18 protein-coding genes and 2 pseudogenes are annotated in these 14,907 nt (G+C 73.4%); 13 read left to right on the forward strand and 7 right to left on the reverse strand.

Features of this window, described 5'->3' with window-relative positions:
• The first annotated feature begins 189 nt into the window (after positions 1–189).
• Complete coding sequence (locus AC07DW_RS06870) at positions 190–1,737, forward strand: MFS transporter (RefSeq protein ID WP_478856551.1); 1,548 nt, start codon at positions 190–192, stop codon at positions 1,735–1,737.
• A 279-nt stretch (positions 1,738–2,016) separates the two neighbouring features.
• Positions 2,017–2,295 (forward strand): annotated as a pseudogene (locus AC07DW_RS06875) (pyridoxal phosphate-dependent aminotransferase); the annotation flags it as partial.
• Between the two features lies 1 nt (position 2,296).
• Here AC07DW_RS06875 and AC07DW_RS06880 read toward each other — a convergent pair.
• The 4 genes from AC07DW_RS06880 to AC07DW_RS06895 all read right to left on the reverse strand — a co-directional run bounded on the left by AC07DW_RS06880 (position 2,297) and on the right by AC07DW_RS06895 (position 6,565).
• Positions 2,297–4,144 carry a transglycosylase domain-containing protein gene (locus AC07DW_RS06880; protein ID WP_478856552.1) on the reverse strand — a complete coding sequence of 616 codons (1,848 nt, stop codon included), beginning with the start codon at positions 4,142–4,144 and terminating at the stop codon, positions 2,297–2,299.
• Between the two features lie 245 nt (positions 4,145–4,389).
• Positions 4,390–4,638: a hypothetical protein gene (locus AC07DW_RS06885; protein WP_478856553.1), complete on the reverse strand. Its 249-nt coding sequence runs from the start codon at positions 4,636–4,638 to the stop codon at positions 4,390–4,392.
• Positions 4,639–4,834: 196 nt separating this feature from the next.
• Entirely contained in the window at positions 4,835–5,524 is a 690-nt protein-coding gene (locus AC07DW_RS06890) for a formylglycine-generating enzyme family protein (protein WP_478856721.1), read from the reverse strand.
• A gap of 72 nt (positions 5,525–5,596) precedes the next feature.
• Entirely contained in the window at positions 5,597–6,565 is a 969-nt protein-coding gene (locus tag AC07DW_RS06895) for a helix-turn-helix transcriptional regulator (RefSeq protein ID WP_478856554.1), read from the reverse strand.
• A 106-nt stretch (positions 6,566–6,671) separates the two neighbouring features.
• Here AC07DW_RS06895 and AC07DW_RS06900 point away from each other — a divergent pair, with 106 nt between their 5' ends.
• Both AC07DW_RS06900 and AC07DW_RS06905 read left to right on the forward strand, forming a co-directional pair.
• A complete protein-coding gene (locus AC07DW_RS06900; protein ID WP_478856555.1) occupies positions 6,672–7,079 on the forward strand; it encodes a DUF3224 domain-containing protein in 408 nt (135 codons plus the stop codon).
• A gap of 109 nt (positions 7,080–7,188) precedes the next feature.
• Positions 7,189–7,659, forward strand: a complete 471-nt coding sequence (locus AC07DW_RS06905; protein ID WP_478856556.1) for a hypothetical protein — start codon at positions 7,189–7,191, stop codon at positions 7,657–7,659.
• A 129-nt stretch (positions 7,660–7,788) separates the two neighbouring features.
• Here AC07DW_RS06905 and AC07DW_RS06910 read toward each other — a convergent pair whose 3' ends face one another.
• Entirely contained in the window at positions 7,789–8,253 is a 465-nt protein-coding gene (locus tag AC07DW_RS06910) for an SRPBCC family protein (protein WP_189552384.1), read from the reverse strand.
• Positions 8,254–8,573: 320 nt separating this feature from the next.
• On the opposite strand from AC07DW_RS06910, the pseudogene AC07DW_RS06915 reads away from it, so the two are divergent.
• The 6 genes and pseudogenes from AC07DW_RS06915 to AC07DW_RS06940 all read left to right on the forward strand — a co-directional run.
• Positions 8,574–8,852 (forward strand): annotated as a pseudogene (locus AC07DW_RS06915) (response regulator transcription factor); the annotation flags it as partial.
• A gap of 112 nt (positions 8,853–8,964) precedes the next feature.
• Complete coding sequence (locus AC07DW_RS06920) at positions 8,965–10,335, forward strand: S1 family peptidase (protein ID WP_478856557.1); 1,371 nt, start codon at positions 8,965–8,967, stop codon at positions 10,333–10,335.
• A gap of 101 nt (positions 10,336–10,436) precedes the next feature.
• A complete protein-coding gene (locus AC07DW_RS06925; RefSeq protein ID WP_478856558.1) occupies positions 10,437–10,844 on the forward strand; it encodes a hypothetical protein in 408 nt (135 codons plus the stop codon).
• Between the two features lie 177 nt (positions 10,845–11,021).
• The gene (locus AC07DW_RS06930) at positions 11,022–11,261 is read left to right on the forward strand and encodes a hypothetical protein (RefSeq protein WP_478856559.1); all 240 of its coding nucleotides are present in this window, start codon (positions 11,022–11,024) and stop codon (positions 11,259–11,261) included.
• Positions 11,261–11,635, forward strand: coding sequence for a toxin Doc (locus AC07DW_RS06935; RefSeq protein ID WP_478856560.1), 375 nt, complete (start codon positions 11,261–11,263; stop codon positions 11,633–11,635). The genes AC07DW_RS06930 and AC07DW_RS06935 overlap by 1 nt, the downstream gene beginning before the upstream one ends.
• Positions 11,636–11,792: 157 nt before the next feature.
• Positions 11,793–12,383 (forward strand): phospholipase A2, encoded by a 591-nt coding sequence (locus AC07DW_RS06940; RefSeq protein WP_478856561.1) that lies wholly within the window; start codon positions 11,793–11,795, stop codon positions 12,381–12,383.
• 36 nt (positions 12,384–12,419) lie between these two features.
• Here the strand turns inward: AC07DW_RS06940 and AC07DW_RS06945 are convergent, their stop codons facing one another.
• Complete coding sequence (locus tag AC07DW_RS06945; RefSeq protein WP_478856562.1) at positions 12,420–12,965, reverse strand: VanZ family protein; 546 nt, start codon at positions 12,963–12,965, stop codon at positions 12,420–12,422.
• A 163-nt stretch (positions 12,966–13,128) separates the two neighbouring features.
• Between AC07DW_RS06945 and AC07DW_RS06950 the strand changes: the two genes are divergently transcribed.
• Positions 13,129–13,317, forward strand: a complete 189-nt coding sequence (locus AC07DW_RS06950) for a DUF6381 family protein (protein WP_478856563.1) — start codon at positions 13,129–13,131, stop codon at positions 13,315–13,317.
• A 94-nt stretch (positions 13,318–13,411) separates the two neighbouring features.
• Here AC07DW_RS06950 and AC07DW_RS06955 read toward each other — a convergent pair whose 3' ends face one another.
• Positions 13,412–13,840: an Asp23/Gls24 family envelope stress response protein gene (locus AC07DW_RS06955; RefSeq protein ID WP_478856564.1), complete on the reverse strand. Its 429-nt coding sequence runs from the start codon at positions 13,838–13,840 to the stop codon at positions 13,412–13,414.
• A gap of 295 nt (positions 13,841–14,135) precedes the next feature.
• Between AC07DW_RS06955 and AC07DW_RS06960 the strand changes: the two genes are divergently transcribed.
• Together AC07DW_RS06960 and AC07DW_RS06965 are read left to right on the forward strand one after the other, a co-directional pair.
• Positions 14,136–14,339, forward strand: coding sequence for a cold-shock protein (locus tag AC07DW_RS06960; protein ID WP_478856565.1), 204 nt, complete (start codon positions 14,136–14,138; stop codon positions 14,337–14,339).
• Positions 14,340–14,497: 158 nt separating this feature from the next.
• Positions 14,498–14,869 (forward strand): hypothetical protein, encoded by a 372-nt coding sequence (locus AC07DW_RS06965; RefSeq protein ID WP_478856566.1) that lies wholly within the window; start codon positions 14,498–14,500, stop codon positions 14,867–14,869.
• Positions 14,870–14,907: the final 38 nt, after the last annotated feature.

Here is a 14,907-nt window from a genome sequence, read left to right on the forward strand (position 1 = left end):
GCCGGACCTCCCGCGTCCGCTTCGCGTACGGAGGCGGCGGGGCGCGCCCCGCCGCCGGTCCGCCCCCGGCGTTCCGTGCGCGTGATCGACTGGTCGGGTCCGGCAGCCGGACTTACGGTCGAACGGTGGACGGAGGCGTCCTTGACGCTCCGTGACCGTCAGCTGACCCTCCGACGAGGGGCGCGTGCCATGACCGGATCCCACCAGACCCCCGCAGCCCGGACCACCACCTCCGAACGGGGCGGCGGCAACGCGATGGCGCTCCTGGTCATCGCCTCGTGCCAGTTGATGGTGGTCCTCGACATCACCATCGTGAACATCGCTCTGCCGCACATCCAGAGCTCGTTGCACTTCTCGACCACCAACCTCTCCTGGGTGGTCAACGCCTACACGCTGACCTTCGGCGGCCTGCTGCTGCTCGGCGGACGCGCGGGCGACATCCTCGGCCGCCGCAGGGTGTTCATCTTCGGTGTGCTGCTGTTCGTCCTCGCCTCGTTGCTCGGCGGGCTCGCCCAGAACTCCGGACAGCTCCTCGCCGCCCGCGCGCTCCAGGGCGTCGGCGGTGCCATCGCCTCGCCGACGTCCCTCGCCCTGATCAGCACCACGTTCAAAGAAGGGCCGGCGCGCAACCGGGCGTTCGGCGTCTTCGCCGCGGTCTCCGCCGGGGGCAGCGCCATCGGGCTGCTCGCGGGCGGTCTCCTCGTCGAGTGGCTGGACTGGCGCTGGGTGCTGTTCGTCAACGTGCCGATCGGGCTGCTCATCGCCCTCGCCACCCCGAAGTGGATCAGGGAGTCCGAGCGCCACCCCGGCAACTTCGACGTCACCGGGGCGCTGACCTCGACCCTCGGCATGGTGCTGCTGGTGTACGGGTTCATCCGGGCCGCGCAGGACGGCTGGAGCGACCCGATCACCGTGGGGTCCTTCGCGGTGGCCGTGGTGGTCCTGGCCCTGTTCGTCTTCGTGGAGCGGCGCTCCCGGCAGCCGATCACACCCCTGCACATGTTCGCCGACCGCAACCGGGCGGGCACCTACGCGATCATGCTCAGCCTCGCCGCGGCGATGTTCGGCATGTTCTTCTTCCTGACCCTCTTCGTGCAGAACGTCCTCGACTTCAGCCCGCTCCGGGCGGGCCTGGCGTTCCTGCCGGTCAGCGCGATCATCGCGGTCGGCGCCGGACTGGCCTCCCAGCTCCTGCCCAGGTACGGCCCCAAACCCTTCATGGTGACCGGAGGGCTGCTCGCGGCGGCCGGCCTCGCCTGGCTGACCCTGACCGACGTCCACTCCACCTACCTCGGCAGCGTGCTGGGGCCCCTGCTCGTCTTCGGCCTCGGCATGGGCATGGAGTTCGTCTCCCTCACCCTGATGGCGCTGTCCAACGTCCCCGTCCACGAGACCGGAGCCGCTTCCGGGCTGCTGAACGCCACCCAGCAGGTCGGTGGCTCACTCGGACTGTCCATCCTGGTCACCATGTTCGGTACGGCGAGCACCCACGAGGCGGAGAAGCAGGTGCCCGCCTTCCTCTCCCAGGCCGGCCCGGCGGAGCGGCTGCGGTTCCAGCGCACCGGGGAACTGCCACCCCCCTGGGCCGACCAGGTCCTGACGTCCGGCGTCTCCGCGGCGTTCGTGGTCGCGGCCGTCTTCACCGCCGTCGCGGCCCTCGCCGCCCTGCTCGTCATCCAGGTGCGACCCTCCGACATCGAGCGCCTCAAGGGCGGCGTGGGCCCGGGCGGCATGTGAGCCCCGGCATACGGCGGGAAGACCCCGGCGGACCCGTACCCCGCCGCCTGGAATCGCCGGGCATGGATGCACACTCCGCACGGCTCGCCCGACGACCCGAACCCGCTCCGCAGGCTCTCCCCGGAGCAACTGTGCCGCCGCACCAGCATCAAGTGGCGGGCCTACCCCGACGACGTGCTGCCCCTGTGGGTCGCCGAGATGGACGTGCCGCAGGCGCCGAGCCCGTCGCACGGGCGGTCACCGACGCGATCGCCATCGGTGACACCGGTTACCCGCTGCGTCGACGAGAACCGGCGGCTCCTGGCCGGCCTGGTGGCCGAGCACCTGCCGGACGTGCGGCACCCGCCCGGCGACGGCACGTATCTGGCGTGGCCGGACTGCCGGGCCCCCGGCCTGGGCGACGACCCGGCCGCAGCGCCTTCCTCGAACGCGGCCGGGTCGCGCTGCACCCAGGGCCCGCCCTTCGGCACCGGCGGCGCCTGCCACGCCCGCCTGAATTTGGCCACCTCGCCGGAGGTGCTCACCGAAGCGGTCCGGCGCATGGCCGCCGCCCTGTGACCTACTCGGCCCCGCGCGCGGCGGGAGTGCCGGTCATGTACGCCGACCACACCCGCAACGGCAGGAAATCGGCCCGGTCCGACGTGCTCCCGCCCACCCCGTTCATCGGCAGCAGCCCGTCCGTGCCGGGCCGGCTGCGGAACACCGTGACGGCGGTGGACAGTCGGCCGGTGTAGCCGACGAACCAGGACGCCGGCACCCGGTCCCCGGCACCGGTCCGGCCGGCCGCGACCGGGGGCAGGCTGCGGATCGCGTCCGGCGTCATGACGTCCACCGCCACGTCCCGCAGCGCGTCCGCGACCTCACGGGCCACCCGCTCGTCCAGCGCCCGCCGGGCGGCGGGCCGCTCCAGCCCCTCCAGCGGCGTGCCGAAGTGGCTGACCGCGGTGACGGAGTACGGGTCGGTCTGCCGCCCGCCGGCGGCGAACGTGGCGTACGCGCCGGCCATCCTGATCGCGCTCGGTGTCGAGGTGCCGGCGGAGAACGACGGCTCCAGCGGCGCCATGCTCAGCGGCAGGAGGCCCGAACCGACGGCGAGGTCCCGAACCCGGTCCAGCCCCACCGCCTCGCCCAGCCGGCTGTAGAGGCCGCTGTCGCCCCGCACCAGCGCCCGGCGCAGTGCGCCCGGCGCGCCGGCGGCCGGACCGGCGCCGTGTTCGAGCGCCGCCGCCATGACGAACGGGGTGAACGCCGACCCCACCGGTACCCCGGCCGTGTCGGCGTTGTTGGTGAAGTGCTCGGTCGCGTCGGTGCCTCCGTACAGCGCCAGCACCGCGCCGTCGCCCGGGCGGATCGACGCCGCGCCGATCTCCACGTCCCGGTCGGCGATCCGGCGGGCCGGGTCGAGCGACGTCTGCCGGACGTCCTCCACCGTCTTCCGCAGCCGCTCCACCTCCCGCTTGTCGAAGGTGGTGCGGATCCGGTAACCGCCCCGACCCAGTTGCTCGGTGGTCAGCCCGGTGCGGTTCTTGATGTACTTGTCGGCGACGTCCACCAGGTAGCCGATCTGGCCGGACATGCTGGTGGACACCGACTCCGGCCGGGGCTCGGGGAAGACGGTGTACGTCGCCCGCTCCCGGGCGGACATGTACCCGAGCTCCACCTGCCGGTCCAGGACGTACTCCCACCGCTCGACGGCCCGGCGGTGGTGGGCCGCGCTCAGCGAAGGGTCGTACAGCTCCCCGCCCTTGAGCAGCGCGGCCAGCAGCGCGCCGCGCGAAGGGTCGAGGTTCTTGGCGTCCATGCCGTAGTACGCCACCGCCGCGGCCTGCACACCGTAGGCGTTGCGGCCGAACCAGCTGGTGTTGAGGTACCCCTGGAGGATCTCCTGCTTGGACAGGGACCTCGACAGCTTGACCGACAGGCACAGCTCGCGCAGTTTGCGGTCGAGGGTCTGGTCGGGAGTGAGGTACGTGTTCTTCACGTACTGCTGTGTGATGGTGGAACCGCTCTGCACGTCCTGGCCGCGGGCCATGTTCACCACGGCCCGTGCCACTCCGCGCACCGAGAACCCGGGGTCGCTGTAGAACGTGGCGTTCTCGGTGGCGATCACGGCGTTCTGGAGGGACGGCGGGATGTCGGACAGGGGCACGTTCTGCCGGTTGACCGGCCCGACGCTCACCATCTGGGTGCCGTCCGCCCAGTAGTACACATTGGCCTCGGCCCGCGCGTCGGCGTTCACGTCCGCGATCTCGACCGTGGAGTACACGTACCCCACCAGCGCGACGAGGGCGGCGAGGCCGATCAGTGCCGGCGCGAGCACCTGGCGCCACGACGGGACCCAGCGGAGAAGGCCCCGCCGGTTGCGGCGCGGGTAGTCGACGCGGAAACGGCGCCTCCGGCCAGGCATCCGGCCCTCCGGCGGCACGTTCTTCGCCGGCCCGTGCGGCGCCCACGTCGTGCGCCCCCAGCGACGCGGCACGGCCCATCGCCCCCTTCCGTACGGTGACTCGCTCGTCACCTACTACGGAACGTGGCGGTCACCCGTTCAGGCGGGCGTGGGGGAGGGGTTTTTGCTCGTGGCGGGTTCCGGGTTACGGGTTCCGGGTTACGGGTTCGGGGTTCCGGGTTCCCGGCGTGCTCCCCGGCGGGTTCTCAGCCGCCGAGGGGCAGGCCGGCGGGGAGGCCACCGAGCAGGGCGCCGCCGACCGGCAGGGGGGACGCCTGGCCCGGGGAGTCGGGGGAGGTGCTGAGCGGCCCCGTGCTGTTGAGGTTCGTGACGACCGGAGCGCCGACCGACGCCGGCGGCTGCTCGCCGGCCGCCGCCGGGCCGGCGGCGGCGACGCTCGCGCCGGCGATCGAGGCGCACACGGCGATCAGGCGGGTGCGAGGGTGTCGGGACATGGCGTGCTCCTGTTGCGTGAGGGAGGAATCCGGCCGGATTCGCGGCTGGAATGTGCAACGAACCGGACCGGCCGACGACACGGCTCCCCACCGCGCCGGCCCGGCGGGCACCCGGGGCGCCGACGGCGTCCCCGGCGGAACACGGCAGGCGCGCGTGCGGGACGTCGCGGGCCGCGCGGGACTTCGCGGCGCGGGCTCAGAGGGACCGTGCGACGCGGAACCCCACATCGTCGATCCGCAGGGTCGGATGACTGCGGCGGCGCACCGACGCCCGGCAGCTCCAGCGCTCGTCGAACCACCCTCCGCCGCGCAGCACCCGGTAGGTGCCGTAGACCTCGGGATCGTAGAAGTCCCAGCACCACTCCCACACATTGCCCAGCATGTCGTGCAGGCCCCACGAGTTGGGCTGCCTGCCGCCCACCTCGCGCATCCGCTCCACGGAGTTGCCCCGGTGCCAGGCGATCTCGTCGAGCTCCCCGTAGCGCGCGCCGGTGGTGCCGGCGCGGCACGCGTGCTCCCACTCGGCCTCGGTGGGAAGCCGGTACCCGTCCGACGAGGCGTCCCACTCGACCGCGTCGTCACCGAGGACGCGGTACGCGGGCGTCAACCCCTCGCGCGCGGACAGGGCGTTGCAGAACCGGACGGCGTCCCACCACGAGACGCCCTCGACCGGGAGCCGGTCACCGTGGGCGCTGCTCGGCCGCCGCCCGGTGACGGCCGCGTACCGCGCCTGGGTGACCGGGTGGACGCCCAGCCGGTACGAAGCCAGGTCCACCGGCCAGCTGCGCCCCGTACGCCGGTCCGACAGCGTCACCCGCCCCGCCGGGACGGACACCACCCCGGCATCCGCGTCCCCGGCGCCCCTTCCGTCCGCGTCCCCCGCCATGTCCCCCGCCCCGCCCACGTCCATATTCCGGTGATCCGGTGATCGTACCGGCCGGATGCGCGCCACCGGGGCTCATGGCACCGCGTACCGCTCCGCCAGCACCGCGACGGCCTCGGCGACCGCCCGCCGCAGCTCCGGGGGGCCGAGCACCTCCGCCTCCGTGCCGAGCCGGAGCAGGTCCCCGACCGCGACGGCCTCGCTCTCCACCGGCAGCTCCACCCGCACCCAGCCCTCCTCGTCGGGCGGCCCCGCCGCTTCGAGGGCCCGCGTCGCCACCGCACCGAACTGCATCGGCAGCAGCCGCTGGGCCCGGGGCGAGATCCGCAACAGCGCCGTCCCGCGGTGCAACGCCGCCTCCAGGCGGCGGGTGGAGTCCTCCCAGTAGGCGGCCAGGTCGAACCCGGCCGGCGGGTCGAAGGTCTCCGGGGCCGGGTCCACGGACAGGAACCGTGTGATCCGGTAGGTCCGCACCGCCTCGTCCGCCAGCGCGACCAGGTACCAGATGCCGCCCTTGAGGACGATGCCGAGCGGCCGCAGCTCCCGGCGCGCCTCCCCGCCCCGGCGCCGGTAGTGCGTGCGCAGCACCCGCCGCTCCCACACCGCCCGCGCGATCGCCCCCAGGTGCGGAACGGGGTCGGCGTCCCGGAACCAGGCGGGCGCGTCGAGGTGGAACCGGTCCCGCACACGCCGTGCCTGCTCGGCGAGTTCGGGCGGGAGGGCGGCCTGCACCTTCAGCTGCGCGGTCGTCAGCACCGCGCCGAGCCCGAGGTCGCGCGCGGGGCCGGGTGCTCCGGCGAGGAACAGCGAACTCGCCTCGGCGTCGGTGAGCCCGGTCAGCCGGGTGCGATACCCGTCCACCAGGCGGTATCCGCCGTCGGGCCCGCGATCGGCGAGGACCGGGACACCCGCCGCCCCGAGCGCCTCGATGTCCCGGTACACCGTGCGGACCGACACCTCCAGCTCGTCGGCGAGCCGGGAGGCGGTCATCCGCCCGCGGTTCTGGAGCAGCAACAGCAGGGACAGAAGCCGGTCGGCGCGCATGGCGGCATTGTCCCCCCGTACCTGACAGAAGGTGTCAGGTACGAGGGCCACGCTTGGTCACACACCGCGGGCGCCCGGCCCGGAGCGGTCGATCGAGAGGACAGCCATGCCTACGCGGACCACCGGACACTTCACCTTCGCCGACTGGCGGGAAAACCCGCTGGGGCCTGCCGACGCCCACCCGAGGCTCGCCCACGCCTCGGTCACCAACACCTTCTCCGGCGGCATCGAGGCCACCGGGACGACGTGCGTCTACACCATCGCCTACACCACGGAGAAGACCGGCACCTTCACCGGCATGGAGCTGCTGACCGGCCGGCTCGACGGACACGAGGGCACCTTCGTCGTCGAGGAGCGCGGCACCTTCGACCCCGACGGCAGCGTCCACTGCGCGTTCGAGGTCGTGCCCGGTACGGGCACCGGAGCGCTGACCGGCCTGCGCGGAACGGGGACCTTCACCGCTCGGCACGGTGAACCGGCGACCGCGTACCACTTCGCCTACGAGCGGGGCTGACGCCCTCCCGTACCGCCCTGAACCGAACGCGTTGACCGGCTCCCGGCGCCGACGTAGGGTGCACCACACCCATCACGCCGATCGTCCGCCGGGTGTTCCCATGGTGCTCATGGCTTCCGCGACACATGCCCGCCGCCGGGCCGCCGCCTTCGCGGCCCCGGCCCTGCTGGCCGCCGGTCTCGCGCTCACCGTGTCCGCGTGCGTCTCCGGTGCCGCTCCGGCGGGCGAGGGAACGACCGGACCGGCCGCCCGGTCCGCCGCCGTGTCCCTCGAACTCACCGGCGCCTCGCTCGCGAAGGCGGTGGAGTCCCAGGCCACGGCCCAGGGCGCCGCGGCGCGGCAGGCGCCGGCGCACGGCGCCCGCCCGGACGTGTGCACCGCGGACCCGGCCGACCGGACCGCCTGCCGGAACCCGGGCGGCAAGATCGACCCCCGGGGCGGGGACGTGGACGGCGACGGGGTCTTCGAGCCGCACGAGCCGGTGGGCCCCGGCCACCGCGACCCGCGCGCCTACGACGGTGGCAGGACGTCCGGCGAGACGCAGTGCGCGTGGCTGCGCTCCCGGGGCATCGACTGCTGACCCCGGCCGCGCCGCCCCCGGACAGGCCGCCGCCCGCGTCCCCCTACAGGCCGACGCCGGCGCCGGGCGGCGCGGTACGGCGGTGTCGCCGCACCGGCCGGCCGGCGCCGGCGTCGGTCCGTACGGGCGTCAGTGGTCGCCCGGCTTGATCCGGCCGCGCCAGCCGCCGGACTCGCCGCCCTGACCCTCGATGAAGTCCTTGAACCGCCGCATGTCACCCTTCACACGCCGGTCGATCGTCCCGGTGAGATCGGCCGCCTTCTCGGCGACGCCGCTGGTCTCGACGTCCATCACCAGTTCCACGCGCGTGTGCGTGTCGTCCAGGCGCTGGAAGCTGACCACACCCTTCTGCTGGGTGTCGCCGCTGATGGTCCTCCAGGCGATCCGCTCGTCGGGCAGCTGGTCGACGATCTCCGTGTCGAACTCGCGCCGCACCCCACCGATCTTCGTCTTCCAGTGGTTGTGCCGGTCGTCGACCTGGACGACCTCCTCGACGCCCTCCATGAAGCGCGGGAACTCCTCGAACAGCGTCCACTGGTTGTACGCGGTGTGGACCGGGACGTCGACCTCGACGGATTCCTTCACCTTGCTCATCTGCGCCTCCTTGTTACCGGTCTGCGGCGCGGCGATACCGCGCACGTCGGCCGGTGGTGCGGGTACCCGTTCAGGCGGATCCATGCGTACGGGATCGGCGGGGCCACGTGTGACGCGCCCCGCCCTCCCCGCTCCGAGGGGAGCGGGGCACGTCGTACCCCCCCCGCCGGTGGACTCGGCCCCGGACGGTCCCGGGCGGCACCTTCACGTCGTGTCCCTCGTACCAGCCGCTGTCCACGAGCGGGCTGTGGCGGCTCTCGTCGCCCCAGGCGTAGAACGTCTTCCACGACTGGGGCCACCGGCCGTTGCCGCCGACGTCCAAGGACTCCGGGCCCGAGCGGCTGCTCGCGGCGGTCGCCGCGGTGGGCGGCGGTGACGCGCTCTTCGCCCCCAGCGTCACCCGGCGGCTGGTCGAGGCGTTCGCGCAGCGGGATGCCCCGCCGTCGCGCGACCCCCGCCGGACCCGGCCCGGTTGACCGGCCGTGAGACGGAGGTGCTGCGGCTGACGGAGCGTGGCCTCGGCAACCACGAGATCGGCCGGCGGACTCTTCATCAGCGAGGCCACCGTCAAGACGCACCTGAACCGCGCCAGGAACAAGCGACGGGGCTGGTGACACCCGGAGGCGGCTGACCCGGTGAACCGAACGGTGCGGCGGCACGTATGGGAGGACGACCTTCTGTTTCGCACCGGTACGGCATTGGGGGCCATGGATGAAGCACGGGCGGCGCACCCTCCGGCGGGCCATCAGGCTGGCGGCTGTCGGGGGACTGCTCTGCGGCGGGCTGATGGTGTCGAACGCGGTGGCGGGCGAGCCGGCGCCGACGGGCGGCCGCCCGTCGGTCGACGCCGCCCCGCCCGCCGGAGCGGCGTCCGGGCTCGTCGCCCGGCTGGGCACGTCGCGTACCGCCGGGAGCTGGATCGGGGCGGACGGCCGCCCGGTCGTCGCCGTGACCGACGACGCCACGGCCGCCGAGGTACGGCGGGCGGGAGTGCGGGCCGAGGTCAAGCGGCACAGCATGGCGGACCTCCGCTCGGCCACCGAGATACTGGAGCGTGCCCCCAGGGTGCCCGGCACCGCCTGGACGGTGGACTACGCCGCCAACCAGGTCACGGTGTACGCGGACCGCACCGTGTCCGCCGGCGACTGGTCGCGCATGTCCGGCGTCGCGGACCGGGCGGGCGACTTCGTCCGTATGCGGCGGACCGGGGGCGCCTTCACCACCAGGATCAATGGAGCGGTACCCATCTTCAACGGGACCGGCCGCTGCTCGGTGGGGTTCAACGTCACCGACGGGCGGGACAACTACCTGCTGACGGCCGGGCATTGCGGTCCGGTCGGCACCCCCTGGTTCCGCGGCACCGCGGGCGACGCACGACTCGGGACGACAGTCGCCCGCACCTTCCCGGGCAAGGACTTCTCCCTCGTCCGGTACGACGACCGCGGCGCGTTCGACGGCGGTAACGCCGTCGACATCGGCCAGGGCCGGAGCGTGCCGGTGGTCGGCGCCGCCGAACCGGTCGTCGGCCAGGAGGTCTTCCGCAGTGGCAGCACCACGGGGCTGCGTTCGGGCCGGGTGACCGCGCTGAACGCCACGGTGAACTACCGCGAGGGCACGGTCGGCGGGCTGATCGCGACCACCGTCTGCGCCGAGCCGGGGGACAGCGGCGGCCCGCTCCTCGCCGAGGGACTGGCCCTGGGAGTGACCTCGGGCGGCAACGGCGACTGCGTGGCGGGCGGCATGACGTTCTTCCAGCCCGTGCCCCCGGCGCTGACGGCTCTCGGCGTCCGGATCATCGACGGGCGCACAGCCGCCGACCGGAACACCGCCGCCGCTCCTCCGTCCGCGCCCCCGCCGGGCGCACCGTCCGCCGCCGGAGCCGCGCCGCCCGCCCAGGCCGTCGCGCCGCCGGGGGGCACGGGCCGGCGGCCGGTCACGTCCATCGTCGAGGCGCGCCGACTCGTTCCCGGTCTGGGCGTCATCGGGGTGAGCCTGCTCGCCCTGCTCGCCGTCGGCCGGCTCCTCGCCGAGCGCGCCGACCGCGACCACCTCCGCGCGCACTACTCCCAGCACTGGGGTTGACGCTGGACGGATTATCCGGTTCGTGTCGAATAATCAGGTTATCGACCTTCGTGCTTATGGTGAGGCCGCTGAAGCCACCCCCTAGCCTGGGAGACATAGCAATGGGTCAGTCCGCACGTACCTGGGGCGCCGTCATCTCCACCGCCGCGCTGATCGCCGGCTCGGTCGGAACGGCCGTCGCCGTCTCGTCCCCGTCCTCCGCGCCGAAGAAGCCCGCGGCCACCGCCGCGCACACGACCGCGACGGCCGACGCCACGGTCAAGAGCGTGCGCGCCTGGCAGCAGTTCCGCATCCGCGGCGTGGTCAAGAGCCTGCCCCCGGGCAGCCGCGTCACCCTCCAGCAGAAGCAGCACGGGCGCTGGACGACGCTCCCCGCCTCGATGAACACGACGTCCCGCTCCACCTACAGCATGCGCGTCGTGCTCGGGATGAAGGGCCACAACAAGCTGCGTCTGGTGGACAGCCGCAAGCGGGTCGTCTCACCCGTCATCAACGTCTGGGTGCGCTGACGCCGGCCGCCCCACCGCGGGCGGCCCCCCCCCGGCCACCGGGCTGGACGCCGCCTCGGCGGCGCGGGCCCGGCCGGGAGGGGCCACGCGCCGGCGCCCATCCGTACGGCCGGGTGCCGCGGAAGGTCCGGTCGCCGCGCTGGCCGGTGATGGTACCTAGTAGGTACCATCACCGGTATGCCGTCCTTGAACATCACCTTCACCGACGAGGAGCTGGAGGAGGTCCGCGCCGCGGCGGCCGCTGAAGGCAAATCGCTCAAGCAGTACGTCCACGACCTCCCCCTCCGCGAACGGCAACGGCGGCAGTTCGTCCGCTACGCCGTCTCCTGGGGCGAGGCCCACCGCGCCGAGTTCGACGAGGCCTTCCCCGACGAGATCCCCCGGGCCGGGGCGCGGCGGGGAGGCGCGGCCGCCTGATGGTGTTCTACATCGACGTGCCCTGGCTCCTCGACGTACAGGAGCAGGCCGTGCCGGAAGACGTGTCCGTCGCGGACTACTCCGCCCTCGTCGCGGCCGTCGCCCGGCACAAGACCCGCATCCCGCGCCCCACGACGGCCGAACCCGACCCCGCGTGGCGCGCGGCGGCCCTCCTCCACACCCTCGTACGCCTCCAGCCCCTGCCGCACCGCAATTCCCTGTACGCCTGCCAGGTGGCCGTCGCCTACATGCATGCCGCCGGCGAGGGCATCGACGCCCCGTACGGAGCGCTGGTCGAGCTGGTGCGCGACATCCAGGCGGCGAAGGCCACGGTCTACCAGGCGGCGGACCGCCTGCGCGGCTGGCGGATCTGACCCGCCGACAGGCCCCGCACACGCGTGGGGAGTGGCGGGCCGTGCCCACCGGGCGATCCATGCCCCGTACAGGCTACTTACGGCAACCTCGCACCCGGCTGATCGTTTGCAGTCCTGGGCGTACCCCTTCGCCCACGACCGACTCTCTGGAGGCCCGATGCGCCGGAAGCTCTCGACGGCTGTCGCCGCGCTCGCGTTCGCTACCACCACCGCTCTGAGCGGCGTCGTCGCCGCGGCCGGCCCCAGCGCCGCCGCCGACCCGATCCCGGTCGGCACCGTCCCGGTCGACCCGCTCCCGATCGACCCGATCCCGGTCGGCATCGTCCCCGTGGGCGGCGTGCCCACCGCCACCGCTCCCGCCCCGGTCCACGACCCGGCCGTACGCGCGGAGGCGGACCGGGTCATGAACCTCACCTACCGCGAGTTCGCCCGCACCCCGCGCGTCGCGCCGTTCGACTGGACGACGGACGGCTGCTCCGTACCCGTCGGATTCGCCCCCTACAGCCAGGTGTTCCGCCCCGCCTGCGTGCAGCACGACTTCGGTTACCGGAACTACGGCGCGCGTCACGAACTGCGGCTCAGCCCGACCCGTGAGGCGAAGAACTGGATCGACGGCCGGTTCCGCACCGAGATGGAGCGGATCTGCCAGGACACCTACGTCACCACCGTGGCCAACCTGAACTGCGTGAACGCGGCCCGCTCCTACTACGTGGCCGTCAGCCTGGGGGGCGACGGGGCGTTCTTCTGACGGCCCGTCCGGCCGGGCGGGCGCGTCGGTGGTGCGCTACCGCTCGGCCGGCGGCACCCCCGGCCCTCCGGTGAAGCGGTGCCACCAGTGGTGGCGCCTCGGGTGCACCGCCCGGCCGAGCCGGCGGCCCAGCAGCAGATAACCCAGCAGCGCGCCCGACGTGTTGAGCAGGACGTCGTCGACGTCGAAGGCCCGCCCCGTGATCAGGGCACCCTGGACGAGCTCGACCAGCAGCATCACCAGCGCGGTGACCACCGCCACGCGCACCAGCCCGCGAGCGGGGGGCACCAGCACCGGCAGCAGCACACCGAACGGGACGCCGAGCAGGACGTTGCCGCCGAGCTGCTTGAGGGTGTCCCGGAAGGCCGGCTGCGCGAGGTAGTCGCGGATGGAGTCGCCCGGCCGCAGATTGGTGTGCGTCATCGGCTCGGAGGCGGCCGATGGTTCCAGGGTCAGCCTGGCCAGTACCACGGCGAAGGCCACCATCGCCGCGAAAGCGAGCAGCATGGCCGCCACCCGGCCCCACCGGGGCGCTCCCCGTCCGTCCCGTTCCGCTTTGCCGCGCAGTTCCGTCCGCGCCATCACAGGCCCCCAACTCAGGTCGGTCCGCTCCAGCTTCCGTTACCCCCGAAGGGGGAGGGCACGCCCTGTGACGATGTGTGACCGTCCGGGATGCGGATGCGGGAAGGCTCTGTTTGTCTGATCTGGCCCGGCCCCAGCGGCCCCACCCGACGGAAGGATCACCATGAGCACCGCGGACGAACCCGGCAACCGGATCAGCCAGATGCGCGCCAAGGCGCAGGAACTGGAGCAGGCGGCCGAGCGCGCCACCGACCCGCAGGACCGTCAGCGGCTGCGGGACAAGGCCCGCCGGCTCAAGGAGCAGAGCGAGCAGGAGCGCGGCATGGCCGGCGGAAACGTCGACCCGATGTAGCGCTCACCGCGGAGCCCCCGCGATCGCGCGGTCCGCGCGGTCGCGCAGGGGCGTGTGCGGCGGACGCCCCGGGGCGGTCGGCGGCCGCCCCGGCCTAGCGGACGCGTCCTTCCGGTTCCTCCTCGTCGTCGTCCTCGGGCAGGTGGACGTCGTCCACGGCGATGTTCACCTCGACGACCTCCAGGCCCGTCATGCGCTCCACCGCCTCCACGACGTTCTCGCGCACGGCCCCGGCCACGTCCACGATGGGGACGCCGTACTCGACGACGAGTTCGAGATCGACGGCGCTCTGGCGCTCGCCGACCTCGACCTTGACGCCGCGCGTGATGCTCGCGCGCCCGCCCGGTACGCGGTCGCGCACGGCCCCGACGGTACGGGCCAGGCCGCCGCCCAGAGCGTGGACGCCGTCCACCTCTCTGGCCGCCATCCCGGCGATCTTGACGACCACGCCGTCCGCGATGGTCGTCCTGCCCCGCGCCGCCGGGTCGGCAGCGGGACTCCTCGAACCGCTCGGCTCCGTCATGAGGAAGCCACCTCCTCGGGTGCGAAGGATCGGGGAAGTTCCCCATCTCAGCGTGCGCCCGGCACACCGCCCCCGCCACGCGGGACACCGTGCGACACATCGTGTGACACGCGCCGTCCGTGTGCGCTGCGTAGCGACATGCGCACGCTTCGGGTACGGTCGAGGGCAGAGAAGTCGTGGTTCCGAAGTGTGCGCCCGTGATCGCGATCACGGGCGTTCGTGCTGTCACACCCCATGTCGGGCCCGCACTCTCCGGGCCCGCACGGTGCGGGCCGTTCACTCATAGGAGGCCGATATGGCTACCGGAACGGTCAAGTGGTTCAACAGTGAGAAGGGCTTCGGCTTCATCGCCCAGGACGGCGGCGGACCGGACGTCTTCGCCCACTACTCCAACATCACCGGCGGCGGCTACCGCGAGCTGCTGGAGGGGCAGAAGGTGACCTTCGACGTCACCGAAGGGCGCAAGGGCCCACAGGCGGAGAACATCGTCTCGGCCTGACGCCCCGGCGGGGCGGCCACGGACCGTGCGGAGCACGGGCACCGGCGCGCGGCGCCGCCGTGGCCGCCCCGCGGTCGTTCCGGGTGGTCGCGGCGCGCCGCTCCGTTCCGGGGGTGCCGGCCCCCCGCCGCCAATCGAACAGGCGTATGATTCTGGCCATGGCCGGATACCGCTTCCCCGACGACCTGCGCGCCGCGCAGACCCGCCTGCACCGGGCGACCGCCGAACTCGCCGCCCTGTGCCGCAAGCTCCCCTGGAGCGTCGAGCCCACGCCCGGGCGCCCGGGCACCGAACACCCGCACACCGGGCAGGTCACCGCCGGCCGTCCGGAGAGCCCCGGGTGGACCGAGGAGGAGAAGAGAGCGGTGGCGCGGCTGCGCACGGAGTGCGTCGAGCTGTCGCTCCGCATCAGCACCCACGCCCACTGGTACGCGTTCGAAGCGGAGGAGCGCGTACGGGCGCGCGCCGAACTGAAGGCCGTCACCCGGCGGACGGCGACGCCGCCGCGCGACACCACCGAAGCCGCCTGACCCGTGACCCCGCCGACGACGTCCGACAGGACAGGACA

This window comes from Streptomyces sp. NPDC045701 (assembly GCF_056432045.1).